Genomic DNA, 24,075 nt, shown 5'->3' on the forward strand with positions numbered 1-24,075 from the left:
GGGGATTGGCGGTGAGTCTCGAACGGTATTTCACGGCTTATGACGAATGGCGCCACGGGGCGCTCGATGCGCTGGAGTCGCTCGCCCGCACGCTGGAATCCCTGGGCGTGGCGAACGAGGTGTTCAGGAGCCGGCTCGATGCCGCCCGCGAGCGGCTGCGCGAGGAGTGCCTGCGTCTGGCCTTCGTGGCGGAGTTTTCGCGCGGCAAGTCGGAGCTCATCAACGCGCTCGTCTTCTCTTCGCTCGGTGCGCGGGCGCTGCCTTCGCGCAGCGGACGCACCACCATGTGCCCTACCGAGATCGAATGGTTCGAGGGGGCGCGCCCGGAGGTGCTGTTGCTGCCGATCGACACGCGCCGCGAGATCGTCTCGTTGCACGAGGCGCGGCGTCGGCGCGAGTGCTGGAGCGTGCAGTCCTACAACCCGGAGAATCTGGCCTCGGTGCAGCAGGCGCTTGAGCGCGTGGGCGAAACCCGGCGTATTCCCGTCGACGAGGCCGAGTCCCTGGGCTTTCACATCGACCCGAGCGGGGAAGAGGGGCTGGTGCCCGGTGAAGGCGGCCTCGTGGAAGTGCCCGCCTGGCGCCATGCCATCGTGCGCTATCCGCACCCGCTGCTCGCCCGCGGGCTGGTGATCCTCGACACGCCGGGGCTCAACGCCATCGGCGCCGAGACGGAGCTCACCCTCTCGCTGCTGCCGCAGGCCCACGCCGTGGTCTTCGTGCTGGCTGCCGACACGGGCGTCACCCAGAGCGACATGAAGATCTGGCGCCATTACGTGCTCGAGTCGCGCGTCGATCCCGACGAGGGTTGCCTCGTCGCGCTCAACAAGATCGACTCGCTGTGGGACGGTATCCGCACCGAAGCCGAGATCGAGCGCGAGATCGCCGCCCAGGTCCAATCCGTGGCCCGCATGCTGGAGGTGCGCCCGGAGCACGTCTTCCCGCTGTCGGCGCAGAAGGCGCTGGCTGCGCGCATCCATGGGGACGAGGCGCTCTTGCGCCGCAGCCGCATCGAGCCTTTCGAACAGGCCTTGTCGCAGGATCTGCTCGGCAAGCGACAGGCGCTCACGCGCGAGGCGGTGGCGGCCGCCTTTCGCGAGATCGGCGCGCTGGCGGCGGGGATGGTGCGTGAGCGTCTGTCGGCGGTAGCGGCGCAAGAATCCGAGCTGGCCGCCCTGCGGGGCCAGAACCGCAGCCGCGTGGCCTATCTGCTGCGCAAGGCCCAGGCGGAGAAGGAAGAGTTCGACGCAGCCCTGCGCCGCTATCAGGCTACCCGGGCCGTCTACGCCAAACAGTGCCGGGAGCTGCTCGACGCGGTGGCGGTGTCGCGGTTCCGCTTCGAGCTCACCGACGTGCGCCATCAGATGGAAATGGCGGCCTTTTCCTTGGATCTCAAGGAACGCATCGAGCAGTTCTTCGAGCGGGTGTTTGCGCTCGTCGACCGGGCGCAGGCCAAGGCAAAGGAAATCCACGAAATGCTCACGGCCATGATGCGCCAGCTCGAGGTGGAGCATGGCATCGACTGCCGACCGCCGGCTCCGCTCGATTTCGCCGCCGCGCGCGCTTCGCTCGAGACGGCGCGAACCCTGGCCCTGCGCCAGCTCGCCAGCTGGGGTACCATGCTCGTGCATACCAAGTCGGGTGTCATCGAGCGATTCCTTTCCCTGGTCGCGAGCGAAGTCCAGCATCGCTGGGAGGCGATGCACCGCGAGGCGGCCACCTGGGTGCGGCAGGCGCTGCTGCCGCTCGAGGCGGCCCTGAAAGAGAAGAAGACCGAACTCGAGCTGCGCATGAACGGCATCGTGCGGGTGCATCAGGCGGCCGAGTCGCTGGAATCCCAGCTGGCCGAACTGCGCGCCGAGCGCGAGCGGCTCGAGCAGCAGCTGCAGCGGCTCGAAACCGCGCTGCAGCAGGGCCTGGAGACCATCGCCCGCCCCTTGCTCGAACGCGCCGCTTGATCCTAGCCCGGCTTGCGTGTAAATTCCTCGTGAGCTCATTCACGCAGCCAAGGCCATGGACACACGAAAAAAAACGACGCGGGAATGTGAGCGGGTGGTCCAATCGCTGGTCGAATCCATCCTTGCCGGCCATCATCCCCGGGGCGCCCGCTTGCCCTCGGAGCATGCTTTGTGTGCGAAGTTAGGGGTGAGCCGGACGGTAGTGCGCGAGGCCATTGCCGATCTGAAGGCCGAGGGGGTGGTGGCGGCGCGTCAGGGCTCGGGCACGTACGTCATCGATCGTCCAGGCCGCAAGGGGTTCCATCTCAAGAACGTCGAGGAAGTCGACGTGCTCGAAGAGCTGCGCCATATTCTCGAATTGCGCAAGGTGTTCGAGACCGGCGTGGCCGAACTGGCGGCGCTGCGGCGCAGCGAGGCCGATCTGCACCATCTCGAAGCGGTGGTGGCTGCCATGGACCGCTGGGCCCGTCAGGCGGCGCACTCGCCTGCCAAGGGGACGACCGGGGCGCAGTGGGACGACGAATTCCACCTGGCGCTCGCCCGCGCCACGCACAACCCCGAGATCGAGCGTTTCCAGGAATACCTGGGCGCGAAGAATGCCGCCGTGCACCGCGTCCTCTGGGGCGAGGAGGGGCAGGTGCGGGGTTGGCCGCTCGTAGCCAACGCCGAGCACCGCGAGATCCTCGAAGCGGTGCGTGCGGGCGATCCGGCGGCGGCATGGCGCGCGGCCGAACGTCATTTGGAAGGAACGGCCGATCGTGTGGCCGAAGTGCTGTGCCCGGCGGAGAATCCCGTCGAAGAACCCTCTGCCCCGCTGGAGCGCGTCGATGGCTGAAACCCCGTCCGATTCCCTCTCCCCGACCGTTTCTCGCGAGGCGTTCGTCGCCGAGCTGCGCCGGCTGCTGCCCGAAGACGCCCTGATCCACGACGAGGCCGAACTTCGCGCCTACGAGTGCGACGGCCTTTCGGCCTTTCGCGAGCTGCCCTGGGCCGTGGCGCTGCCGCGCAGCGAGGAAGAGGTGGTGGCACTGCTCCAGACCTGTCACCGTCTGCGGGTGCCGGTCGTGCCGCGCGGAGCCGGCACGGGGCTCTCTGGCGGGGCGCTGCCGCACCCGCAGGGGCTGGTGCTGTCGCTCGCGCGCTTGAACCGCATCCTCGCCCTCGACCCCTTCGCACGTACCGCCACGGTGCAGCCGGGAGTGCGTAACCTCGCCATTTCGGAAGCAGCCGCGCCGTACGGGCTCTATTACGCGCCCGATCCGTCCTCGCAGATCGCCTGTACCCTGGGGGGCAACGTGGCCGAGAATTCCGGGGGCGTGCATTGCCTGAAGTACGGCCTCACGGTGCACAACGTGCTGCGCGTGCGCGGCTACACCGCCGCGGGGGAGCCCGTCGTTTTTGGCAGCCTCGCCCCCGATGCGCCGGGCTACGACCTGCTCGCGCTGGCGATCGGCTCGGAGGGAATGCTGGCGGTGGTCACCGAGATCACGGTGAAACTGCTGCCCCGGCCGCAGACGGCGCGTTGCATCCTCGCTGCCTTCGACTCGGTGCGCGCCGCCGGCGAGGCGGTGGCCGCGATCATCGCCGAAGGCATCATCCCCGCGGGGCTGGAGATGATGGACCAGGGGGCGACGATCGCCGCGGAGGATTTCGTCCACGCCGGCTATCCGCTTCAGGCCGCGGCGGTGCTGCTGTGCGAGTCCGACGGCACGCCCGAGGAGGTGGAAGAAGAGATCGCGCGCATGGGAGCGGTGCTCGAGCGCTGCGGCGCCACCGAGTGGCGCGTCTCGCGCGACGAGGAGGAGCGGCTGCGCTTCTGGGCTGGACGCAAGGCGGCGTTTCCGGCCGCCGGGCGCGTCTCGCCCGACTACTACTGCATGGACGGAACGATTCCGCGCAAGGCCCTGGGCGAGATGCTGGAGGCGATCGCCGAGATGGAGCGCGAATACGGCCTGCGCTGTCTCAACGTCTTTCACGCCGGTGACGGCAACCTGCACCCCCTGATCCTGTTCGACGCGAACCAGCCTGGAGAATGGGAGCGGGCCGAGGCGTTCGGCGCCGACATCCTCGAGCTCTCGGTGCGGCTCGGCGGCACGGTCACCGGCGAGCACGGCGTGGGGATGGAGAAGATCAACCAGATGTGCGTGCAGTTCTCGCCCGTGGAGCTCGAAGCCTTCTTCCAGGTGAAGGCGGCTTTCGACCCGGCGGGGATTCTGAACCCCGGCAAGGCGATTCCCACGCTGCACCGCTGCGCCGAATACGGCCGCATGCGCGTGTCGCGCGGCAAGCTGCCTTTTGCCGAGTTGCCGCGCTTTTGAACGGCGTGAGCGAGCGGGCCTGGGTGCAGCTGTTATTGGTCGGCATTCCCGTGCTGGGGCTGATCGGTTCCTTGCTGTGGCTGCGCGACGAGGCGCGGCTTGCCGAGCGACACCGAAAAAAACGACAGGAGGGGCAATGAACGCGATCGTCGATCGCCTGCGCGATCAGGTGTTGGAGGCGCGCGGGCGCAGGCGGCTGGAGATCCGCGGCGGGGGCAGCAAATCCTGGTACGGCGCGTCGGACCCAGAAGCCGAGCCGCTGGAAGTGGGTATGCTCTCCGGCATCATCCGCTACGAGCCCTCGGAATTGGTGCTCACCGCCTATGGCGGCACGCCGCTCGCGGAAGTGGAGGCGCTGCTCGTGCGGCACCGGCAATGGTTGCCCTTCTCGCCGCCGCACTTCGCCGACTCGGCCACGATCGGCGGGGCGGTGGCCTCCGGCCTCTCCGGCCCGACCCGCTGGGGGCACGGGGCGCTGCGCGACTACGTGCTGGGGGTTCGGGTGCTCGACGGCCAGGGGCGGGTGCTGCGCTTCGGCGGCGAAGTGATGAAGAACGTGGCCGGCTACGACGTCGCGCGGCTCTTTGCCGGCTCGCTCGGCACGCTAGGGGTGATTCTGGAGGTGTCGCTGAAAGTGCTGCCGCTGCCTCCGGCTACCCGTACCCTGCGCTTTGCCTGCAGCCAGGACGAGGCGATCGAGCGCTTCAACCGTTTGGCGGGGCAGCCGCTGCCGCTGTCGGCGGGCGTGTGGTGGCAGGGGGAATCGACCCTGCGCCTTGCCGGCGCCCGGGCGGCGGTGGAAGCGGCCGCGACGCGCCTGGGCGGCGAGGTGCTGCCCGAGGAGGCGGCTCGCGTTTTCTGGGAGGACGTGCGCGAGCAGCGGCTGCCCGCCTGGAAGCTGCAGGAGGGCGAGGTGCTGTGGCGCCTGGCGCTGCCGCCGACCACGCCCGCCTGGGCGGATGCGGAGGATGCGCTCGTCGAATGGGGAGGCGGGTTGCGCTGGCTACGCCGGCCGGCGGCCGACGATTCCTGGTTCGAGCGCGCCCGCGCCGTGGGCGGACATGCCATGCGCTGGCGCGGTGCCCGGACCGGTGAGCGCGTGTTCGCGCCGCGTGGCGCCGCCGAGCGCGCCATCGAAGCGCGGCTCAAGGCTGCATTCGACCCCGACGGCGTGTTCGCGCGCCGCTTGCCCTTGGAGTGAGCGATGCAGACGAATCTGGCCGATTTCATCCGTGACACCCCCGCCGGTCGGGTGGCCGACGCCATCCTGCGCAAGTGCGTGCACTGCGGCTTCTGCACCGCCACCTGCCCTACCTACCAGTTGCTCGGCGACGAACTCGACGGGCCGCGCGGGCGCATCTACCAGATCAAGGAGGTGCTCGAAGGGGTGCCGCCTACGCGCGCCATCCAGCAGCACCTCGACCGCTGCCTCACCTGCCGCGCCTGCGAGACGACCTGTCCCTCGGGCGTGGAGTACGCCCATCTGCTCGACATCGGCCGGCACGAAGTCGATGCGCGCGTGCCACGGCCGCTTGCCGAGCGGGCCAAGCGCTGGGCGCTCGCGCGCGTGCTGCCCGAGCGAAAACGCTTCGCCGCGGCGCTGCGGCTCGCCCGTCTGGGCAAGGGGGTGCTGCCAGATTCCCTGGCCGGGAAGATTCCGGCCCCTCAGGAAGCCGGGCCCCGGCCGGCGGCACAGCACGCGCGCCGCTGGTGGCGGCTGGAAGGCTGCGTTCAGCCCGAGCTCAAGCCGGCGATCGACGCGGCGGCCGAGCGCGTGTTCGACCGCCTGGGCATCTCGCTCGAGGCGGCGCCGGGGGCGGGCTGCTGCGGGGCGATCGAATGGCACCTCGACGAGCAGGAGCGGGCGCGCGCGCGGGCGCGGCGCAACATCGACGCCTGGTGGCCGGCGATCGAGTCGGGCGACATCGAGGGCATCCTCATCACCGCTTCCGGCTGTGCGGCGCAGGTGCGCGACTACGGCTTCTGGCTCGCCGAGGATCCGCTCTATGCCGACAGGGCGGCGCAGGTGGCGCAGCGGGCGCGCGACGTGAGCGAAGTGCTCGCCGCCGAATCCGCTTCGCTCGAAGCGCAGCTGCCGGCGCAGCCGATTCCGCGCGGAGCCGTGGCCTTTCACGCCCCCTGTTCGCTGCAGCACGGCCTGAAAGTGCGCGGGGTGGTGGAACGGCTGCTCGCGCGCGCGGGCTACACGCTCGTTCCGGTGCGCGATGCGCACCTGTGCTGCGGCTCGGCCGGAACCTACTCCCTGCTGCAGGCGGAATTGGCCGAGGCGCTCAAGCGCAACAAGCTCGCCGCGCTCACCGAGCACGCCCCGGCCCGGATCGCCTCGGCCAACATCGGCTGCATCACCCACCTGGAACAGGGCGCGAACGTGCCGGTGCAGCACTGGATCGAACTCCTCGACGAGGCGCTGAGGACATGAACCTCCTCCATTTCACCAAGATGCACGGTCTGGGCAACGATTTCGTCGTCATCGACGCGATCCGCCAGCGCTTCACCCCTTCGCCTGAACTAGTGCGCTGGCTCGCCGACCGGCATTTCGGCATCGGCTGCGACCAGCTCCTGCTGGTGGAGCCGCCTACCCGTCCCGACGCCGATTTCCGCTACCGCATCTTCAACGCCGACGGCGGCGAGGTGGCGCAGTGCGGCAACGGCGCGCGCTGCTTTGCCCGTTTCGTGGTGGAGAAAGGGCTCACCAGCAAGCGGCGCCTGCGCGTGGAGACGGCGAGCGGCGTGATCGAACCCGAGCTGCGCGAAGCAGATGAGGTGGCCGTCGACATGGGGGTGCCGGTACTCGAGCCCGCACGCATCCCCTTCGTGAGCGACACGGACGCGGTGGTGCAGACGCTCGAAGTCGATGGCGCGCGGGTGGAACTCACGGCGGTCTCCATGGGCAATCCCCACGCGGTGCTGGTGGTGGTGGAGGACGTCGATCGGGCGCCGGTGGCCGAGCTCGGCGCGCAGATCGAGCGCCATCCCCGTTTTCCCGAGCGCGTCAACGTCGGCTTCATGCAGGTGCTCGCGCCCGATGCGATCCGGCTGCGGGTGTTCGAGCGCGGGGCGGGCGAGACGCTTGCCTGCGGCACGGGCGCCTGCGCCGCGGTGGTGGCCGGCACCCTGCGCGGGCTGCTGCGCCCGCCGGTGACGGTGCACACGCGCGGCGGGCGGCTGCGCATCGAGTGGGCCGGTCCCGGCCAGCCCGTGATCATGATCGGGCCGGCGCGCACGGTGTTCGAAGGCGTGATCGATCTCGACCAGCCCCGGGAGCTGCCGCGATGAGCTGCTCGCACGACGACGTTCGCCGTTATCTGCAGGAGCATCCGGATTTCTTCCTGCGCGAGCCGTCGCTGGCGATCTCACTGGCCCTGCCCTCCGAGGGGCCGGGGGGGACGGTGTCGCTCGCGCAGCATCAGGCGAGCCTGCTGCGCGGTCAGCTCCAGGCGCTGGAAGAGAAATTCGCCCAGCTCCTGCAGATCGGGCGGCAGAACGACCAGCTCGCCGAGAAACTGCATCGCCTCGCGCTCGCGCTCATCGGGGCGGAGACGCGGCCGCAGGTGCGCCACATCCTCACGCGCGCGCTCAGCGAAGAATTCGCCGTGCCGACGGTGCGCCTGGGGCTGCCCGGTTGGCTCGCGGCGGAATTGCCCGAGGCGCTGGCCGAATTCGCCCGCACGCTCGCCGAGGTGCACGTGGGCTCGCCGCCGCATCCGGCGCTGGCCGCCTGGCTCGGTGCCGACGTCGCCTCCTGCGCCGTGTTGCCGCTGCCGGTGCCCGAGGAGGGCGTGGGGTTGCTGGCGCTCGGCAGTCCCGAGCCGCAGCGCTTCTACCCGGCGATGGGAACCGTCTTTCTGCGGCGTATCGGCGAGCTCGCGGCAGCGGCGCTCGCCCGCTGCCGCGAGGCGGCGTGAGCCTCATGGACGAAGCCAAGCTGCCCGACGCGATCGAGCGCTACCTCGTCGCGCTCGAGGCCGAGCGCCGCAGCGCCACGGCGACCGTGCGTGCCTACCGGCTGGAACTCGCGGCCCTGGCCGAGGCCACGGGCGGCGAGCCGCTGCGCGCCGATGCGGCTGCCTTACGCGCGGCGCTCGCCCGGGCGCACGGGCAGGGTCTGGCGCCGCGTTCGCTCGCGCGCCGCCTGTCGTGCTGGCGCGGGTTCTACCGCTGGGCGCTGCGCCAGGGTTGGGTGGCGGCCAACCCCGCCGACGGGCTGCGCGCGCCGCGTGCGCCGCGCCTTTTGCCCAAGGCGCTGGGGGTGGACGAGACGCAGCGCGTGCTCGACGCCGCGCCCGAGGCGGGGCTGGAGGTGCGCGACCGCGCCATGGCCGAACTCCTCTACGCCACGGGGCTGCGGGTGGCCGAGCTCGTCTCGCTCGACCTCGATCCCGCCTGCCTCGATCTCGACCAGGGTTGGGTGAGCGTGACCGGCAAACGCGGCAAACGCCGCACCGTGCCGCTGGGGCGCACGGCCATCGCGGCGCTGCACCAGTGGCTCGCGCTGCGCGCCGAGCTCGTGGCGCCGGGCGAGAAGGCGCTCTTCGTGAGCCGCGAGGGCACGCGCCTCTCCCCTCAGGGGGTGGGAAGCCGCCTGGTGCGCTGGGGACGCAAGCATGGCGTGGAAGGGAGCCTCCATCCGCACCGGCTGCGCCACAGCTTCGCCAGTCACCTACTGCAATCCTCGGGCGACCTGCGGGCGGTACAGGAACTCCTGGGACACGCCTCGATCGCCAGCACCCAAGTCTATACCCGGCTCGATTTCCAGCATCTGGCGCGCATCTACGACGCGGCCCATCCGCGGGCCAAACGCAAATAAGGACCGGAATCTTTCCATGGCGACCTTGATCCTCAAACCGGGGCGGGAGCGCTCGCTCATGCGGCGTCACCCCTGGATTTTCGACACCAGCGTCGAGCGCATCGACGGGCCGGTGAGAAACGGCGACACCGTGCTCGTGGCGCGCCACGACGGCACGCCGCTCGCGCGCGCCGGGGTGTCGCTCGCTTCGCGCATCCGCGCGCGGGTGTGGCACTTCACGCCGGATTCGCCCGTCGATCACGCCTTCTTCCGGCGGCGCATCGCCCAGGCGATCGCCCGGCGTCTGGCGCATCCCCTCTTGCGCGGGCAGCAGGGTCTGAGGCTGGTGCACGGCGAGGCCGACGGCCTGCCCGGCGTGATCCTCGATCGCTTCGGCGCGGTGGCGGTGTTGCAGATGACCTTTGCCGGGGCCGAGCGCTGGCGCGAGGCCATCGTCGATGCCATCCGGCGCGCCTTGCCGGAGCTGGAGGCGCTCTACGAGCGGTCGGATTCCGGCGCGCGCCGGCTCGAAGGGCTGGAACCGCGCAGCGGGCTTCTTTTCGGAACCTTGCCCGAGACGGTGGTGATCGAGGAGTACGGCGTGCGTCTGCTCGTCGACGTGGTGCAAGGACACAAGACCGGTTTTTATCTCGATCAGCGCGAGAACCGGCGGCTCGCCGGGCAGCTCGCCGAGGGGGCGCGGGTGCTCAATGCGTTTTGCTACAGCGGCGGGTTTTCGCTGCACGCGCTCGCGGGCGGCGCGCGCGAGGTCTGCTCGATCGATTCGAGCGGTCCGGCGCTGGAACTCGCGCGGCGCAACCTCGCCCTCGATGCCGAATTGCCGGCGGATCGGGCGCGCTGGTTCGAGGCCGACGTCTTCACTCTGCTGCGCGAGTGGGAGCGCGACGGCGAGCGCTTCGACCTCGTCATCCTCGATCCGCCCAAGTTCGCTCCCTCGGCGGCTCACGTGCCCCAGGCGCGGCGGGCGTATCGCGACGTCAACCTGCACGGCATGCGCCTGGTCGCCCCCGGCGGGCTTATGATGACGTTTTCCTGCTCCGGCGGCATCGGCACGGAGGAATTCCGCGAGATCGTGGCCGAGTGCGCCGCCAAGAACGGGCGCGACGCGCAGGTGCTCGCCCGCCTGCAGGCCGGACCGGATCATCCGGTGGGTCTGGCGGTGCCCGAGAGCGAATATCTCAAAGGGCTGCTCGTGCGGCTGGAATGAATCCGATCAGGGCGAGGCGGAAGATTTTTCGCTCGATCAACCCCTTGCATTCGTTTCGTGGTACCATCCCGCGCTCTTTCGGCGACCTCGGCGTCGAGGTCGGGTCCTTTCGTCCATGGAGGGTTCGATCATGTCGGAGATGGGTTCTGGGGTCCGTCTGCAGCCGGCGGCGTTGCAATTTCCGGTGTCGTGGTATTTCGACGAGGCGCTGTTTCGCCGCGAGCTGGAGGTCTTCTTCCGCCAAGGGCCGGGTTATGTCGGGCACGAGGCCATGGTGCCCGAGCCGGGTTCCTACCGCTCGCTCGAGTGGCTCGACCACGCCAAGGCGCTGGTGCGCGATGCCCAGGGGCCGGCGCTGCTGTCCAACGTCTGCCGCCATCGGCAGGCCATCATGCTGCAGGGGGAAGGGAAGACCGAGCACGTCGTCTGCCCTCTGCACCGCTGGACCTACGATCTCACGGGGCGGCTGGTGGGTGCGCCGCATTTCTCCGAGACGCCTTGCCTGAACCTGCAGCGCGAGGCGCTGGAATCGTGGAACGGGCTCCTCTTCCGCGGGCCGCGCTCGGCGGCGGCCGATCTCGCTGGCATGGAGCTTGCCCGCTGGTTCGACTTCTCCGGCTACAAGCTCGACCGGGTCGTGCGCCACGACTGCCACTACAACTGGAAGACTTTCGTCGAGGTGTATCTCGAGGATTACCACGTCGTGCCCTTCCATCCGGGGCTGGGCAATTTCGTCGATTGCAGCGCGCTCGAGTGGCAGTTCGGCGAATGGTACTCCGTGCAGCGCGTGGGCATTACGGCGCTCGACAAGCCGGGCACGCCGGTCTATGCGCGCTGGCACAAGGCGGTACTCGATTATCATCAAGGGGGGCTCCCCGAGCACGGCGCGATCTGGATGCTGTACTACCCCAACGTGATGGTGGAGTGGTATCCCAATACCCTGGTGGTGAGCACGCTGTGGCCGGTTTCGGTGAGCGAGACGATCAACGTGGTGGAATTCTATTATCCCGAAGAGATCGTCGAGTTCGAGCGCGAGTACGTCGAAGCGCAGCAGGCGGCTTATATGGAAACGGCGGTCGAGGACGATGAAATCGCCGAGCGCATGGACCGCGGCCGCAAGGCGCTCCTGGCCGAGGGCAGGGACGAGGTCGGGCCCTATCAGGAGCCGTTCGAAGTGGGAATGCCGCATTTCCACGCGTTCTACCGCCGGATGATGGGGCTGGAAGGCGGCTGCTGAAGTAGCCGCTTGTCCCGTGTTCCTCGAGGCGCCTGCGGGCGCCTTTTTCATCGGCTCGCCGCAGGCGGATCGGCATCGGCCGGCCACAGCAGCCACAGGGCGACTTCGTCGCGCCTGCGCCCGGCGCGCTCGCCCGCTTCCTTGCCGCTGCCTTCATAGACGTCGACGCGCAGCGGCCCCTGGATGGCCCCACCCGTATCCTGCGCCAGCATCAGCCGGGCGAACGGCTGCGTGCCCGAAACGGCGGCGTAGAGCGGCGCGCCCAGCGGTAGATGGGCCGGATCGACCGCGAGGCTGCGCTGCGGCGTGAGCGGCACGCCCAGGGTGCCGAGGGGACCGGGGCCGTCGGCGGGCAATTCACGGAAGAAGACATAGGCCGGGTTGGCGTCGAGCACTTCCTGACGCCGTTCGGGGTGGCGTTCGAGCCAGCGCCGGATTCCCTGTGCCGAGGCTTCCTGCAAGGTGAGCTCGCCGGAGTCGATGAGCAGGCGCCCGATGGAGCGGTACGGGTGGCCGTTGTGATCGGCGTAGCCGATGCGCAAGGTGGCGCCATCGGGCAGACGCAGCAGGCCGGAGCCCTGGATCTGCAGGAAGAAGAAATCGAGCTCGTCGGCCGCCCAGAAGAGCACCGGCGCAGGGAGCCGCTCGCCCAGGGCGCGGATCTCGGCGCGGCTGTGATAGGGCACGAGCCGATGGCCCTCCAGCCGGCCCTTGAGGCGCAGATTCTTCGTCACCGGCGCGACCTCGCCCAGATCCACGGTGACGAGGTCGGCGGGCGGTCCGAGGATGGGGGTGCGGTGGCGGGCATCCGGCGTGCGGCTCGCGGCGATCAGCGGTTCGTAATAACCGGTGGCGAGCCCCGTGTCGCGGGCGCTGCCGTCGGGCTGCACCGCGACGAGCCGCCAGGGCCGCAGGCGTTGCTCCAGAAAACGGCGCAGTACCGCGTCTTCGCGCGGCTGCTCGCGCGCCTCGCGGCACAGCGTTTGCCATGCGGGATCGAGCGTTTCGAGCCGCGGGCAGCCCGCCAAGAAAGCATCCCACGCCTGCGAAGGGCGATCGGCGCGCCAGCCGGGAAGCGCTTCCCATGAGGCGGGTTCGGCGCGCAAAGCAGGCGTGGCTTGCGGCGTGCGCGGAGGTTCGGTGGGCGGGCAGACGCAGAGCGGCGTTTGCGGCACCTCGCCGCGGCAGGCAGCGAGGGCGAGGAGGAATACGGCAAGCAGCGTGCGGCGCGGCGCAATGAAACGTCTCATGAGCGGTCGAGGGGGATGGAATCCTGCCCCAAGTATATCCGCCAAGAGCATAATGGCACGGGGGGCGATCGCGCAGGGAGGGGGCGATGCGGCAGGGGCGGAAGCGAATGGCATGGTGGGCGGGTCTGGGTCTGGTGTGGACGCTGACAGCGGCAGGGGAGACGTCGGTGGTGAGCGGCGGCGAGGCGGCTTGGCCGGAGTTTGGGCAGGAGCGAAGCGCCGGGGCCGAGCGCGTCGATTTTTCTCGTTTACCCCTCGAACGGGCGATCGCCATGGTCCATGGCGCAGGGGCGCGGAAGATCGTTTCGTTCGAAGATCCGAATTGCGCATACTGCAAGAAACTGATGCGCGAACTCGAGGCAGTCGACGACGTGACCGTCTATGTCTTCCTCTATCCCATTCTGGAGGGGGATTCGTGGGAAAAATCTCGGCAGATCTGGTGCGCTCCGGATCGGGCGCGGGCATGGCGGGCGTGGATGCTCGAAGGGAAAGAGCCGGCATCGGCGTCGCCGGGCTGTGACGCGAGCGCGCTCGAACACAACCTTGCGCTGGGCCGGCGGTTGGGAATCTCGGTGGTGCCGACGATCGTTCTGCCGTCGGGAAGGCGCATTCCTGGGCTGATCCGCGCGCCCGACCTCATGGATTTCTTGTCCCGGGAACGGTGAGGGTACCGCGAGCAGACGGCTGCACGGCCGGATGGCGGCCTCGCCCCGTGCCCGGATGCTCACCGAGTGGGTATCCTTTTGAGCGAGCGGGCAGAGATTGACAACTGTATCGATACGAGATACAGTTTCGCCCCTGCCGAGGGGAGATTCCATGGATGAGAGTCAGTTCGCTCACAAGGGCCTGTATTGGTTCTACGCGAGTGGTTCCCTCAAGGGGATACAGCCGGGTCACGAAGCAAAATTGCGGCGCATCTTGTCAGCGCTCGATGCGGCTCATGAGCCACGGGATTTGGCATTGCCCGGCTTCAAGCTCCATCGTTTGCAGGGAGACATGGTGGGCTTTTGGGCAATGACCGTCAATAAGAACTGGAGGGTCATTTTTCGCTTCAAAGATGGAAACATATGTGACATAAATTATATCGATTATAATTAAAGCCGTGTTTAAATGTAAATATCATATGGAAAAATGCCATGTACAATCCATCGCATCCGGGAGAAATCTTGAGGGAAGAAGTGATCGACGCTTTGGGCTTGTCGGTGACGGAGGCGGCTCGGCGGTTAGGGATGTCGCGGGTAGCGTTATCGCGCGTGCTCAACGGAAAAGCGGGCATCAGTCCTGATTTGGCGATACGGCTGGAACGGGCGGGGGTCGCAACGGCGCGGGCCTGGCTGCAGATGCAGGCGAATTACGATTTATGGCAAGCCATGCAGCATGAGCAACCCCCTGTGCGTCCGCTGGCCGAACATGTACCTGCGTGAGTGATCGGAGTGCCCTCGAACCCAACCTTGCGCTGGGCTGGCGCTGGGAGATCCCGTGGGTGCCGACGATCGTCCTGCCTTTGGGCAGGCGCGTTTCCGGGCAGGACGCAGGTATACTCATCCTCCTCATGGGCGAGGGGTGCGATGCCCGGTTCGGACGGAGAGACGATGGAAGCGAAGGACGTGCAGGGGTTGGTCGTTGCACTCGAGCGCCTGGCTGCGGCGCTGGAGGCACTGGGGGCGAAGCAGGGGGCGGGGGTGCGCTGGCCGGATGAGGAAGGCTTGGCCTACTGGTACCGGCGCGTGGGCGGTCGCGGCGTGCTGCAACCCGTGCGCCGGCCGCATCGCCTGCGGCTCGACGATCTCAAGGACATCGAGCCGCAGAAGGCGCGCGTGGTGCGCAACACCGAGCAGTTCCTGGCCGGGCGTCCGGCGAACAACGTGCTGCTCACGGGCGCGCGCGGCACGGGGAAGTCTTCCCTGGTCAAGGCGCTGCTCACCGAGTACGCCGATCGGGGGCTGCGGCTGGTGGAAATGGAGAAGGCCGATCTGGTCGATCTGCCCGACGTACTTGCCTGCCTCGAGACTCGGCCCGAGCGTTTCATCGTCTTCGTCGATGATCTCTCGTTCGAGGAAGGGGAGCCGGCCTACAAGATGCTCAAGAGCGTGCTCGACGGTTCGGTGTGGGCCCAGCCGGACAACGTGCTCCTCTACGCGACCTCCAACCGGCGCCATCTCATGCCGGAATTCTTCCATGAGAACGAGGGCGCACGCCACGTCGGCGAGGAGGTGCATCCGGCCGAAGCGGTGGAAGAGAAGATCTCGCTCTCCGAGCGTTTCGGACTGTGGGTGTCGTTCTACCCCTTTTCGCAGGAGGAATATCTCACCATCGTCGCGCATTGGCTGCGTTCGTTCGGTGCCGGCGAGGTCGAGATCGAGGCGGCGCGCCCCGAGGCGCTGCAATGGGCGATCGAGCGCGGCTCGCGCTCCGGCCGGGTGGCCTGGCAGTTCGCGCGCGACTGGGCAGGGCGGCACGGCCTGCCGCGGCAGGACGCGTGAGCATGAAGCGCGTGGATGTGGCCGCGGCGGTGTTGCGCCGCAGCGACGGCTCGGTCCTGCTGGGGCAGCGCGCCGAGGGGACGTTCTATCCCGGCTACTGGGAATTTCCCGGCGGCAAGGTCGAGCCGGGCGAGACGCCGGCGCAGGCGCTGGTGCGCGAACTGGCCGAAGAGCTGGAGATCGCCGTGGCGCCCGAAGACGTGCTGCCGTGGGTGGTGCGCAAGCATGCCTATGCGCACGCGCACGTGCGGCTGCATTTCTTTCGCATCGGGCGCTGGTCGGGCGAGCCTCGGGCGCGGGTGCACGCGGCGCTCGCCTGGGTGAAGCCGCCGCAGCAGACGGTCGCCCCGATGCTGCCCGCCAACGGCCCGGTGTGGAAGTTCCTCGCTCTGTCGCCGCGGATGTTGGTGAGCGGCGTGGCGGCAATGCTCGAATCGGGGGAGTCGCTCGCTGCAGCGCTCGAACGGCAGGAGGCGGCGCTCGTTCGCGCGCGCGCGCTGGGGCCGGCGCTCGTGCAGGTGCGCGAGCCGGCGGCGCTCGCCGAAGCGCTGGTGCGTCGGCTGCGTCCCCATCTGGGGCCGGAAGATCTCCTGGTGCTCAATGGCGAGGTCGATGCCGCCCGGGCGCTGGGCACGGGGTTGCATCTGTCGCAGCGGCGCTTGGAATCGCTTTCCCGGCGACCCGAACTGCCCTGGGCCGGAGCCTCCGTGCACGAGGCGTCCGCCTTGCGCCGGGCCGAGGCCCTGGGGTTGGATTACGCAGTCGTGGGACCGGTGCGGCCGACACGCTCGCATCCGGGCGCGGCGGCGCTCGGCTGGCAGGGATTCAGGGAGATCGCGCGCGACGCGGCGATTCCGGTCTACGCCATCGGCGGACTGGGCCCGGAGGACCTAGAGGATGCGCGCCGCGCCGGGGCGCACGGCGTGGCGGCGATCCGCGCCTGGTGGGACTAGCCGTCTATTGTGATTCGTTGCCGGATTCGGGCGGCGTCTTCTCGTCCGAGGAAAGGCGATAGCGCTCGTCGGCCCAGGCACCGAGATCGATGAGCTTGCAGCGCTCGGAGCAGAATGGGCGCCAGCGCGATTCCGGCGTCCAGGGAACCGGTTTGCCGCAGGTAGGGCAGGAGACGAGGCGCGGCGGCTTGGGTGGAGCGTCGTTCATCGCGGGCTTCTCTCACAGTCGGCACAGTTCGAGCACGAAGGGGACGTCGAGTTCCAGCGGTTGGGTGGAGGGGCGAAGATCGCTGCGCGGAGGGCCAAATCTTAGATTGATGAGGTATTTGTTGGCCGACATCGAGGGGATGACCCGCAGCGCGGGGTCGACCTGGACGCGGGCGAGCAGGCAGCAGGCGCCCTTGAGCTCGCGCTGATAGGCGCCGCGGGCGGCGACGGCCTCATGGCGCTCGGCGTTGCCGCGCAGGAGGCTGAGCACGAGCTCGATGCCGTTGCGAATCGGCTGCAGGGGGGCGACCCAGCGTTCGAGCTCTTGGGCGCGCCGCTCGGGCGGCTGTTCCAGCCAGAAGTGATAGGCGGGGGCGTCGAACGCGCACAGACCTCCTGGGATGTGGGCGCGCGCGCGCAGCGCCATCAGCCATTCGTTGCCGCGCAGATAATGGTCCACCCGTCCGACCATGTTCAGCAGGGCGCTGCGGGTGCGCTCGACACGCTCCACCAGAGCTGCGACGCACTCCGTATCGACCTCTTCGGCAGGCAGCGAGAGCAGGGCCGAACGCTGGCGGTCGAGCTCCTGCATCAAGTCGAGCTTGAGGTCGGTGCGTCCGGCGATGTCGGCGAGCTCGAAGAGCGTGATGAGCGCGGCGTGGTGATCGTCGCGGTGCTTGCCCTCGAGGAAATGGGTCCAGCGCCGCCAGACGTCTTCGAGCCTCAGCAGGGTGCGGATGCGCTCGGTGAGGGGAAATTCGAAGAGGATCATGGCGGCGCACTCCGGGCGAGTTCGCGGTAGAGCCGATCGAGCGCCTCGACCTGGGCATAAAGCCGGGCGAGATCGCCGCCGTTGTCGAGGATGTGGTCGGCGGCCGCGAGCCGCTCGGCGCGGCTTGCCTGCTGGGCCATGATGCGGCGGATCAGGTCCTCGTCCAGGCCGCTGCGTGCACGCACCCGGGCGATCTGGATTTCTTCGGGACAGTCGACGACGGCGATGCGCTGGCAGCGGCGGCGATAGTCTTCGCCCGCTTCGATGAGGAGCGGCACCACGAGCACGACGTAAGGGGCATCGGCCGCGGCGAGGCAGCGGGCGTCGGCTTCCTGCCGGATCATGGGGTGCAGGATGGCTTCGAGCCGGTGCTTCACCGCCGGGTCGGTGAAGGCGAGCGCGCGCATCTTGGCGCGATCGAGCGCCCCGTCGGGGGTGAGGATGTCGGGGCCGAAGGCGGCGACGAGGGAGGGGATCGCCGCGCCGCCTGCGGCGGTGAGCTCATGGGCGATCGCGTCGGTGTCGACCACGGCGGCGCCGAGCCGCGCGAAGTGCTCGGCGGCGGCGCTCTTGCCACTGCCGATGCCGCCGGTCAGCCCGACGATGAAGGGAGGGCGGTTCACGGATGGCATGCGTCGATGGAAAGCTGGGGGAAACGGGCCTGGATACGCCGACGCAGGTCGCCGGCGACGGAGGGGGGGCATTGGTAGCTGAGTTCGATGACAGGAACGGTGCGCGCGACGACCTGCGCTCCCTTGACGTTCTTCGAGCGCAGTTCGGCCAACCGCTTCTCGGCGCTTTCCTCCGAGCGGAAGAGGCCGAGCGAGATACCCCACTGCAGGGGGCCGGGATCGCGGATCACGAAGGCGTCGTCCACCCCAGCCTGTTGCAGGTTCTCCAGCCGGCGGTTCGCCGCCGCTGCACTGCCTTGGGGCGGAAGCACCACGCGCCAGCTGGTGGGTTTTTCGCTTTTTCGTTCTTGAATCTGGACGCCGGGCAGCCCTTGCGGCAGTTCCTTGAGCGCCGGCAGGAGCTTGGGGTCGAGCTCGGCGAGCCGCAGGCAGGCGAGAGGGGGAGCGGCTGCAGCCGTCGGCTTGGGCGGGGTTGGTTCGGCGGCTGCCGCTGCGGGAGCAGGCACCACCGCAGGTGTTGAGGATTCGGGTGATGCTGACGGAGGTGCGGCAGGAGCCTCGCCGTCCGCCTTGTCCTCGGCCGAGTGGGGGGAGTGGTCGGCCTGAGGGGGAAGGTTGGTCGCATCGTGGCCGGGTACGGCGGCAAGGATTCGCAGGCGGTCGGGGCGCAAGGGCTGCTCGACGTCGGCGCGTGCCGCTTCGGGAGAAGGCCGCGGCAGCAGCCCCGCGGTCATCGCCAGCAGCAGGGCATTGACGAGCAGGAGCAGCGCGATCAGGAGGCGCATCGCCGCTTGCCTCTGCGTCAGCCCACGCTCGGAAGCGTGCGCAGCGCCTCGGCCAAGAGCTCGTCGGGCAGGGTGTAGTCTTCGAGCTCGCCACGCAGGTAGCGCTCATAGGCGCTCATGTCGAAGTGCCCGTGCCCGGTGAGATTGAAGAGCAGCACCTTGGGTTCGCCGGTTTCCTTGCAACGCAGCGCCTCGTCGATCACGGCACGGATGGCGTGACAGGATTCCGGCGCGGGGATGATCCCCTCGGCGCGGGCGAACTGGATGCCGGCCTCGAACGTGGCCCGCTGCGGCACGGCGAGCGCTTCGACCTGGCCTTCGTGCACCAGCTGCGACACCAGCGGGGAGGCGCCGTGGTAGCGCAGCCCGCCGGCGTGGATGCCCGGCGGCACGAAGTCGTGCCCCAGGGTGTACATCCGCATCAGGGGGGTGAAACCGGAGGCATCGCCGTAATCGTAGGCGTAGGTGCCCTTGGTGAGGGAGGGGCAGGATTCTGGCTCCACCGCCACGCAGCGCAGTCCCGCGGCGCGGCGTTCGCCGGCGAACTTGTCGGCGAGGAAGGGGAAGGCGATGCCGCCGAAGCTCGAGCCGCCGCCGCAGGGGCCGAAGATCACGTCGGGATAAAGGCCGATCTTCTCGAACTGCTTCTTCGCTTCCAGCCCGATGAGGCTCTGGTGCAGCAGGACGTGGTTGAGCACCGAGCCCAGGGTGTAGTTGGTGTCGGGCCGGGAGGCGGCCTCCTCGACGGCTTCCGAGATGGCGATGCCCAAGGAGCCGGGATGATCCGGCTCGGTGGCGAGGATGCGCCGCCCGGTCTCGGTGAGCGGCGAAGGGCTGGCGTGCACTTCCGCGCCCCAGGTTTCCATCAGCACGCGGCGCTGCGGCTTTTGCTGGTAGCTCACGCGCACCATGTAGACGCGCACTTCCAGCCCGAGCATCTGGCCGGCGAAGGCGATCGAGGAGCCCCACTGGCCGGCGCCGGTCTCGGTGGTGAGCCGTTTGATGCCCACCTGGCGGTTGTAATAGGCTTGAGGTACGGCGGAATTGGGCTTGTGCGAGCCGGCCGGCGAAACCCCTTCGTACTTGAAGAAGATCTTTGCCGGCGTGCCCAGGCGCCGCTCCAGGCGCACGGCGCGCATGAGCGGCGAGGGACGCCAGATGGCATAGGTTTCACGCACCGCCTCGGGGATGGCGATCCAGCGCTCGCGGCTCATCTCCTGTTCGAGGATCGGCTCGGGAAAGATCGCAGCCATCGCGGAGGGATCGATCGGCTTGCCGTCCGGCCCGAGCGGGGGTGCCGGAGGGGTGGAGAGATCGGCGGCGATGTTGTACCAGTGCGTCGGGATCTCGTGTTCTTCGAGGAGGATCCGGGTCGGTTCGCTCATGGGGCAGTCTCTCGGGTGTCATGAGATGGGGTTGGGCGGGTGCTGGCTGCGGCGACTACGGCCAAGCCGCGCAGAACGAGATTATCCACCGTCCGGGCCGGAATGACCAGATGCGCGGCGATGATCTCGGCGTCGCCGCCCGAGACGAGCGCCACGGCGCCGCAGGCAGTCCCCTCCATGACACGATAGTAATGTTCGATGGCCCCGACCTGGGCGAGCAGGCAGCCGCTGGCGATGGCGTCGCGCGTGTTCGTGGGCGGCAGGCGCACTTCGCCGGCGGCGAGCGGCAGTTTTGCGGTGGCCCGTACCAGGCTTTCGCGCATGGTGGTGAGCCCCGGCAGGATCAGACCGCCGCGAAAGCGTCCGTCGGCCTCGAGCCAATCCACCGTGGTGGCCGTGCCGCAGCACACCACCAGGGCCGCGCCGTCGTGCAGGTGGTGCGCGGCAATGAGCGCGGCCCAGCGGTCGGCGCCGAGCCGCTCGGGTTCGTCGTAGCCGTTCGTCACGCCACAGCACTGCTCCTCGGCCACGAGCCAGCGAATGGGGCCGAGCTGGCGTTCGAGTTCGAGGGCGAGCCGGTCGTGCGCCACATTCACGCCGAAACGCCGGGTCGAAGCGGGCAGCCGTACGCGCATCGCTTCGATCCACTGCGGGATGTCGACGTGGCGGCAGGCGCCGCTCTCGCGCCAGTGTTCGCCCTCGAGCAAGGCCCATTTGAGCCGCGTGTTGCCCAGATCGAGGAGCAGCGTCGGATTCATGCGAGGGGGCGCAGCGAGACGTCACCGACGCAGCAGGCGATGCGCCCGCTGGCGGTGTCGAGCAGCAGGCGGCCGGTGTCGTCGACACCGGCGTCGATCCCGACGAGCTCGCGCTCGCCGTCGCGTACCGCCACTTCTTGGCCGGCGTAGGCGTCGAGCGCGTTCCATTCGTCGCGCCAGGGAACGAAGCCGCGACCGGCGAGATAGCTTGCGCGCACGGCGTCGAGCCGTTCGAGGAGCGCGGCGAGCACCGCTTCCCGCGGCGGCAGGGGGGCGAGGTGATGCGCCAGCGCGGTGGCCGGCAGGCCGCTTGCAGGCTGAAAATCCGGCGGCAGTTCGAGATTGAGCCCGATGCCGACGACGACGCGGGTCGGCGCCGCATGACGGCTTTGCGCTTCGATGAGCACGCCGGCCACCTTGGCGCCGGCGATGAGGAGGTCGTTGGGCCATTTGAGCCCGACGCCGGGCACGCCCAGCGCCTGCAAGCCTCGAGCGAGCGCCACGCCGACGGCAAGCGGCAGCGCTTCGAGCGAGGTGCCCGGAGGAAACGCGAAGAGGCAGGAGAAGGTGAGACTCGCATCGGGCCAGGATTGCCAGATCCGGTCCTGCCGTCCCCTTCCTCGGGTCTGCCGGTCGGCACCGACGACGGCAAGGCGCCCGGGATCGGGCAGCGGCAGGCGCATCGCCTCGTCGTTGGTCGAGGCGCATTCGCCAAGCCAATGAAGGTCGAGCCGTCGGGCGAGCGCCTCGGGCAGGAGCCGGTGCAATGCCGCCGGATCGAAGGCGGAGGGAGCGGGCATGGAGCGTCGCAGGAAGGGTGCGAAGCGCTTATTGTACGGCAGGCGCTAGCGCTTGAGCTTGCGCGTGAGCGTGTTGCGGCCCACGCCGAGCCGGGCGGCGGCTTCCGCGCGGCGCCGGCCGGTATGCTCGAGCGCCCGTTCGAAGAGGACGCGCTCGAAGCGCGCGTGCAGCGCGTCGTAGAGGGCGCTTGCACCGGAGGCGAGCAGCCGGTCGACTTCTTCGGCGAGCAGTTGCTCCCACGCCGGGGAAGCCGGGGAATCCGGCAGGGGGGCTTCAGGGGCGAGGGGGGTGCGGAATTCGGGCGGCAGGTCGTGCGGCTCGACCTGCTGCGCCGGGGTCATGACGGTGAGCCAGTGGCAGAGGTTCTCCAGCTGACGCACGTTGCCGGGGAAAGGGTAGCGCTTGAGCGCTTCCAGGGCGGCGGGCGAGAGCGTCTTGCGCTCCACGCCCAGCTCGCGTGCGCTCTTGGTCAGGAAGTGGCGCGCAAGCAGCGGAATGTCTTCGGCGCGCTCGCGCAGCGGCGGCAGGCGCAGGCGGATGACGTTAAGGCGGTGATAGAGGTCTTCGCGAAAGAGCCCTTCGCGCACGCGGGCTTCCAGATCCTGGTGGGTGGCGGTGATGATGCGCACGTTGGCGCGCAGCGGCTGCTGCCCGCCAATGCGGTAGTAGTGCCCGTCGGAGAGCACGCGCAGCAGCCGCGTCTGCAGATCGGCCGGCATGTCGCCGATTTCGTCGAGAAAGAGCGTGCCGCCCTCGGCCTGTTCGAAGCGCCCGCGCCGGGCGCTGGCGGCGCCGGTGAAGGCGCCTTTCTCGTGACCGAAGAGCTCGGATTCGAGCAGTTCGCGCGGGATCGCCGCAGTGTTGATGGCGATGAAGGGGCCGTCGCGCCGCGGGCTGTGGCGGTGCAGCGCCCTGGCGACGAGCTCCTTGCCGCTGCCGGATTCACCGGTGATGAGCACGGTGGCGCTCGAGTGCGATAGCCGCCCAATGGCGCGAAAGACGTCCTGCATCGCCGGGGCCTGCCCCAAGATCTCGGGGGCGGCGTCTGGTTCGTCTTGGGCGGCGGCTGCGGGTCGCGCTTCCAGCGCCCGGCGCACCAGGCGCACGGCTTCGGGTACGTCGAAGGGTTTGGGCAGGTACTCGAAGGCGCCGGCCTGAAAAGCGCTCACGGCACTGTCGAGGTCCGAATAGGCGGTCATCACGATCACGGGCGTGCCGGGGGCGCGCTCATGCAGCCGGCGCACGAACTCGAGCCCGTCGGTGCCGGGCATGCGGATGTCGGTGAGCACCACTGCCGGCCGCTCCTGCGTGAGCGCCTCCAGCGCCGTCTCGGCACGATCGAAACCGCGATGCGGCAGGTTCTCGCGTTCGAGGGCGCGCTCGAGCACCCAACGGATGGATTTGTCGTCGTCGAGGATCCAGATGGCGTCGTTCATGTCGGGCTCCCGGAAGCGAGCGGCAGCAGGAGGTGGAAGCGCGTGCGCCCGGGGCGGCTGTCGAATTCGATGGCGCCGTGGTGCTGGGCGACGATATCCTGGGCGATCGCCAGTCCCAGTCCCGCGCCGCCCTCGCGCCCGCTCACGAGCGGATAGAAGATGCGCTCGCGCAGCGCTTCGGGGATACCGGGACCATCGTCGGCGATCTCGACGTGGAGCGCGAGGCGGTAGCGCCGTTTGGCGAGCGTCACCTGGCGCGCGGCGCGGGTGCGCAGCTCGACTTTACCCTTGCCCCCGGTGGCCTGGGCGGCGTTGCGCGCGATGTTGAGGATCGCCTGCAGCAGGCGCTCGCGGTCGGCGGTGAGCTCCGGCAGGCTCGCGTCGTAGTCGCGCTCGACCCTCAAGGCGGGGAATTCGGCGAGCAGCAGCCGGCGCACGTGCTCGAGGATCTCGTGGACGTTGACCGGGGCCGGGTGCGGCGCCTGGTGCGCGGCCAGCAGCCCGGCGAGCAGGCGCTGCAGGCGGTCGGTCTCGAGGATGATGACTTCGGTGTACTCCGCCAGTGCCGGATCGGGCAGTTCCATCTGCAGCAGTTGCGCCGCGCCGCGGATGCCGCCCAAGGGGTTCTTGATCTCGTGGGCGAGCGCGCGCACGAGTTCGCGTGCGGCCTGCTGCAGGCGCAGGCGCTCTTCTTCCTGGGTCGTCTTGAGGCGCTGGTCGATGGGGCGGAATTCGAGGGTGAATCCTTCGCCGTCGTCCTGGATGGGGCTCACCGTGACGTCGGCCGCGAGCGTCTGGCCGGAAGGAAGATGAAGGCCGATGCCGTGGCAGGCGTAGAACCAGCGGTTGCGTTCGGCCTCGTCGAAGGCCGTGCGCAAGGTGGGGGAGTCCCCGAAGATCTCTTCCCATGGCCGGCCGGCGAGGCGCTCGCGGGCAAGGCCGAAGAGGTGCTCGGCCGCGGCGTTGGCCGTCAGTAGCCGACGGTCGGGGCCGGCGAGGACGACGGCGGTGGAGAGCCAGTCGAGGGCGGTGAGGTCGGGCGGCATGGCGGTGCCTGGTGTCGGA

At 69.2% G+C, this 24,075-nt stretch carries 25 protein-coding genes; 15 read left to right on the plus strand and 10 right to left on the minus strand.

The genetic code is table 11. From position 1 onward, the window contains the following. Nucleotides 1–11 precede the first annotated feature (11 nt). The 10 genes from ASC37_RS00545 (at nt 12) to ASC37_RS00590 (ending at nt 11,548) form a co-directional block, all read left to right on the plus strand. Nucleotides 12–1,958: a dynamin family protein gene (locus ASC37_RS00545; protein ID WP_055422502.1), complete on the plus strand. Its 1,947-nt coding sequence runs from the start codon at nt 12–14 to the stop codon at nt 1,956–1,958. A gap of 55 nt (nt 1,959–2,013) precedes the next feature. Then, nucleotides 2,014–2,793, plus strand: coding sequence for a FadR/GntR family transcriptional regulator (locus tag ASC37_RS00550; RefSeq protein ID WP_082438317.1), 780 nt, complete (start codon nt 2,014–2,016; stop codon nt 2,791–2,793). Next, entirely contained in the window at nt 2,786–4,276 is a 1,491-nt protein-coding gene (locus ASC37_RS00555) for an FAD-linked oxidase C-terminal domain-containing protein (RefSeq protein ID WP_055422504.1), read from the plus strand. Before ASC37_RS00550 ends, ASC37_RS00555 begins: the two co-directional genes overlap by 8 nt. A gap of 136 nt (nt 4,277–4,412) precedes the next feature. Next, nucleotides 4,413–5,477 carry a glycolate oxidase subunit GlcE gene (gene glcE / locus ASC37_RS00560; RefSeq protein ID WP_055422505.1) on the plus strand — a complete coding sequence of 355 codons (1,065 nt, stop codon included), beginning with the start codon at nt 4,413–4,415 and terminating at the stop codon, nt 5,475–5,477. Nucleotides 5,478–5,480: 3 nt separating this feature from the next. Beyond that, nucleotides 5,481–6,716 (plus strand): glycolate oxidase subunit GlcF, encoded by a 1,236-nt coding sequence (gene glcF / locus ASC37_RS00565; RefSeq protein ID WP_055422506.1) that lies wholly within the window; start codon nt 5,481–5,483, stop codon nt 6,714–6,716. Next, on the plus strand, nt 6,713–7,573 hold the full coding sequence (dapF, locus tag ASC37_RS00570; RefSeq protein WP_055422507.1) for a diaminopimelate epimerase: 861 nt from the start codon (nt 6,713–6,715) through the stop codon (nt 7,571–7,573). Before glcF ends, dapF begins: the two co-directional genes overlap by 4 nt. Continuing rightward, nucleotides 7,570–8,202 carry a DUF484 family protein gene (locus tag ASC37_RS00575; protein WP_055422508.1) on the plus strand — a complete coding sequence of 211 codons (633 nt, stop codon included), beginning with the start codon at nt 7,570–7,572 and terminating at the stop codon, nt 8,200–8,202. The genes dapF and ASC37_RS00575 overlap by 4 nt, the downstream gene beginning before the upstream one ends. 5 nt (nt 8,203–8,207) lie before the next feature. Beyond that, a complete protein-coding gene (locus tag ASC37_RS00580; RefSeq protein WP_055422509.1) occupies nt 8,208–9,104 on the plus strand; it encodes a tyrosine recombinase XerC in 897 nt (298 codons plus the stop codon). Between the two features lie 16 nt (nt 9,105–9,120). Then, a complete protein-coding gene (locus ASC37_RS00585; protein ID WP_055422510.1) occupies nt 9,121–10,311 on the plus strand; it encodes a class I SAM-dependent rRNA methyltransferase in 1,191 nt (396 codons plus the stop codon). Nucleotides 10,312–10,441: 130 nt separating this feature from the next. After that, nucleotides 10,442–11,548 (plus strand): aromatic ring-hydroxylating oxygenase subunit alpha, encoded by a 1,107-nt coding sequence (locus tag ASC37_RS00590; protein ID WP_055422511.1) that lies wholly within the window; start codon nt 10,442–10,444, stop codon nt 11,546–11,548. A gap of 47 nt (nt 11,549–11,595) precedes the next feature. Here ASC37_RS00590 and mltA read toward each other — a convergent pair whose 3' ends face one another. Beyond that, on the minus strand, nt 11,596–12,798 hold the full coding sequence (mltA, locus tag ASC37_RS00595; RefSeq protein ID WP_082438318.1) for a murein transglycosylase A: 1,203 nt from the start codon (nt 12,796–12,798) through the stop codon (nt 11,596–11,598). A 107-nt stretch (nt 12,799–12,905) separates the two neighbouring features. Between mltA and ASC37_RS00600 the strand changes: the two genes are divergently transcribed. The 5 genes from ASC37_RS00600 to ASC37_RS00620 all read left to right on the plus strand — a co-directional run bounded on the left by ASC37_RS00600 (nt 12,906) and on the right by ASC37_RS00620 (nt 16,234). After that, the gene (locus ASC37_RS00600; RefSeq protein WP_198288948.1) at nt 12,906–13,463 is read left to right on the plus strand and encodes a DsbC family protein; all 558 of its coding nucleotides are present in this window, start codon (nt 12,906–12,908) and stop codon (nt 13,461–13,463) included. A 151-nt stretch (nt 13,464–13,614) separates the two neighbouring features. Continuing rightward, entirely contained in the window at nt 13,615–13,896 is a 282-nt protein-coding gene (locus ASC37_RS00605; protein WP_055422513.1) for a type II toxin-antitoxin system RelE/ParE family toxin, read from the plus strand. Nucleotides 13,897–13,934: 38 nt separating this feature from the next. After that, nucleotides 13,935–14,222: a HigA family addiction module antitoxin gene (locus ASC37_RS00610; RefSeq protein WP_055422514.1), complete on the plus strand. Its 288-nt coding sequence runs from the start codon at nt 13,935–13,937 to the stop codon at nt 14,220–14,222. Between the two features lie 168 nt (nt 14,223–14,390). Beyond that, nucleotides 14,391–15,281, plus strand: coding sequence for an ATP-binding protein (locus ASC37_RS00615; RefSeq protein ID WP_055422515.1), 891 nt, complete (start codon nt 14,391–14,393; stop codon nt 15,279–15,281). Nucleotides 15,282–15,283: 2 nt separating this feature from the next. Next, nucleotides 15,284–16,234 (plus strand): Nudix family hydrolase, encoded by a 951-nt coding sequence (locus ASC37_RS00620; protein ID WP_198288949.1) that lies wholly within the window; start codon nt 15,284–15,286, stop codon nt 16,232–16,234. Nucleotides 16,235–16,238: 4 nt separating this feature from the next. Here the strand turns inward: ASC37_RS00620 and ASC37_RS00625 are convergent, their stop codons facing one another. Genes ASC37_RS00625 through glnL form a run of 9 tightly spaced genes read right to left on the minus strand, consistent with a single transcriptional unit; the run spans nt 16,239 to nt 24,056 of the window. Further along, a complete protein-coding gene (locus ASC37_RS00625) occupies nt 16,239–16,442 on the minus strand; it encodes a DNA gyrase inhibitor YacG (RefSeq protein ID WP_055422517.1) in 204 nt (67 codons plus the stop codon). A gap of 12 nt (nt 16,443–16,454) precedes the next feature. Beyond that, complete coding sequence (gene zapD / locus ASC37_RS00630; protein WP_055422518.1) at nt 16,455–17,213, minus strand: cell division protein ZapD; 759 nt, start codon at nt 17,211–17,213, stop codon at nt 16,455–16,457. Then, nucleotides 17,210–17,845 carry a dephospho-CoA kinase gene (gene coaE, locus ASC37_RS00635; protein ID WP_055422519.1) on the minus strand — a complete coding sequence of 212 codons (636 nt, stop codon included), beginning with the start codon at nt 17,843–17,845 and terminating at the stop codon, nt 17,210–17,212. Before coaE ends, zapD begins: the two co-directional genes overlap by 4 nt. After that, nucleotides 17,833–18,630 (minus strand): SPOR domain-containing protein, encoded by a 798-nt coding sequence (locus tag ASC37_RS00640; protein WP_055422520.1) that lies wholly within the window; start codon nt 18,628–18,630, stop codon nt 17,833–17,835. The genes coaE and ASC37_RS00640 overlap by 13 nt, the downstream gene beginning before the upstream one ends. 17 nt (nt 18,631–18,647) lie before the next feature. Then, nucleotides 18,648–20,015 carry a TrpB-like pyridoxal phosphate-dependent enzyme gene (locus ASC37_RS00645; protein ID WP_055422521.1) on the minus strand — a complete coding sequence of 456 codons (1,368 nt, stop codon included), beginning with the start codon at nt 20,013–20,015 and terminating at the stop codon, nt 18,648–18,650. Next, entirely contained in the window at nt 20,012–20,773 is a 762-nt protein-coding gene (locus ASC37_RS00650; protein ID WP_055422522.1) for a type III pantothenate kinase, read from the minus strand. Before ASC37_RS00650 ends, ASC37_RS00645 begins: the two co-directional genes overlap by 4 nt. After that, on the minus strand, nt 20,770–21,573 hold the full coding sequence (locus ASC37_RS00655; protein ID WP_055422523.1) for a biotin--[acetyl-CoA-carboxylase] ligase: 804 nt from the start codon (nt 21,571–21,573) through the stop codon (nt 20,770–20,772). Before ASC37_RS00655 ends, ASC37_RS00650 begins: the two co-directional genes overlap by 4 nt. A gap of 45 nt (nt 21,574–21,618) precedes the next feature. Next, nucleotides 21,619–23,010: a nitrogen regulation protein NR(I) gene (gene ntrC, locus ASC37_RS00660; RefSeq protein WP_055422524.1), complete on the minus strand. Its 1,392-nt coding sequence runs from the start codon at nt 23,008–23,010 to the stop codon at nt 21,619–21,621. After that, complete coding sequence (glnL, locus tag ASC37_RS00665) at nt 23,007–24,056, minus strand: nitrogen regulation protein NR(II) (protein ID WP_055422525.1); 1,050 nt, start codon at nt 24,054–24,056, stop codon at nt 23,007–23,009. The genes ntrC and glnL overlap by 4 nt, the downstream gene beginning before the upstream one ends. Nucleotides 24,057–24,075 lie beyond the last annotated feature (19 nt).

The sequence above is a fragment of the Tepidiphilus thermophilus genome, assembly GCF_001418245.1.
GTDB lineage: Bacteria > Pseudomonadota > Gammaproteobacteria > Burkholderiales > Rhodocyclaceae > Tepidiphilus > Tepidiphilus succinatimandens.

Coding starts and splice junctions, on each gene's coding strand:
- ntrC (WP_055422524.1), bottom strand. CDS start 23,010: ATGAACGACGCCATCTGGATCCTCGACGACGACAAATCCATCCGTTGG.
- ASC37_RS00645 (WP_055422521.1), bottom strand. CDS start 20,015: ATGAGCGAACCGACCCGGATCCTCCTCGAAGAACACGAGATCCCGACG.
- ASC37_RS00640 (WP_055422520.1), bottom strand. CDS start 18,630: ATGCGCCTCCTGATCGCGCTGCTCCTGCTCGTCAATGCCCTGCTGCTG.
- dapF (WP_055422507.1), top strand. CDS start 6,713: ATGAACCTCCTCCATTTCACCAAGATGCACGGTCTGGGCAACGATTTC.
- coaE (WP_055422519.1), bottom strand. CDS start 17,845: ATGCCATCCGTGAACCGCCCTCCCTTCATCGTCGGGCTGACCGGCGGC.
- ASC37_RS00555 (WP_055422504.1), top strand. CDS start 2,786: ATGGCTGAAACCCCGTCCGATTCCCTCTCCCCGACCGTTTCTCGCGAG.
- glnL (WP_055422525.1), bottom strand. CDS start 24,056: ATGCCGCCCGACCTCACCGCCCTCGACTGGCTCTCCACCGCCGTCGTC.
- ASC37_RS00610 (WP_055422514.1), top strand. CDS start 13,935: ATGTACAATCCATCGCATCCGGGAGAAATCTTGAGGGAAGAAGTGATC.
- ASC37_RS00650 (WP_055422522.1), bottom strand. CDS start 20,773: ATGAATCCGACGCTGCTCCTCGATCTGGGCAACACGCGGCTCAAATGG.
- ASC37_RS00655 (WP_055422523.1), bottom strand. CDS start 21,573: ATGCCCGCTCCCTCCGCCTTCGATCCGGCGGCATTGCACCGGCTCCTG.
- mltA (WP_082438318.1), bottom strand. CDS start 12,798: ATGAGACGTTTCATTGCGCCGCGCCGCACGCTGCTTGCCGTATTCCTC.
- ASC37_RS00575 (WP_055422508.1), top strand. CDS start 7,570: ATGAGCTGCTCGCACGACGACGTTCGCCGTTATCTGCAGGAGCATCCG.
- ASC37_RS00600 (WP_198288948.1), top strand. CDS start 12,906: ATGGCATGGTGGGCGGGTCTGGGTCTGGTGTGGACGCTGACAGCGGCA.
- glcE (WP_055422505.1), top strand. CDS start 4,413: ATGAACGCGATCGTCGATCGCCTGCGCGATCAGGTGTTGGAGGCGCGC.
- ASC37_RS00590 (WP_055422511.1), top strand. CDS start 10,442: ATGTCGGAGATGGGTTCTGGGGTCCGTCTGCAGCCGGCGGCGTTGCAA.
- ASC37_RS00615 (WP_055422515.1), top strand. CDS start 14,391: ATGGAAGCGAAGGACGTGCAGGGGTTGGTCGTTGCACTCGAGCGCCTG.
- ASC37_RS00580 (WP_055422509.1), top strand. CDS start 8,208: ATGGACGAAGCCAAGCTGCCCGACGCGATCGAGCGCTACCTCGTCGCG.
- zapD (WP_055422518.1), bottom strand. CDS start 17,213: ATGATCCTCTTCGAATTTCCCCTCACCGAGCGCATCCGCACCCTGCTG.
- ASC37_RS00625 (WP_055422517.1), bottom strand. CDS start 16,442: ATGAACGACGCTCCACCCAAGCCGCCGCGCCTCGTCTCCTGCCCTACC.
- glcF (WP_055422506.1), top strand. CDS start 5,481: ATGCAGACGAATCTGGCCGATTTCATCCGTGACACCCCCGCCGGTCGG.
- ASC37_RS00585 (WP_055422510.1), top strand. CDS start 9,121: ATGGCGACCTTGATCCTCAAACCGGGGCGGGAGCGCTCGCTCATGCGG.
- ASC37_RS00550 (WP_082438317.1), top strand. CDS start 2,014: ATGGACACACGAAAAAAAACGACGCGGGAATGTGAGCGGGTGGTCCAA.
- ASC37_RS00620 (WP_198288949.1), top strand. CDS start 15,284: ATGAAGCGCGTGGATGTGGCCGCGGCGGTGTTGCGCCGCAGCGACGGC.
- ASC37_RS00605 (WP_055422513.1), top strand. CDS start 13,615: ATGGATGAGAGTCAGTTCGCTCACAAGGGCCTGTATTGGTTCTACGCG.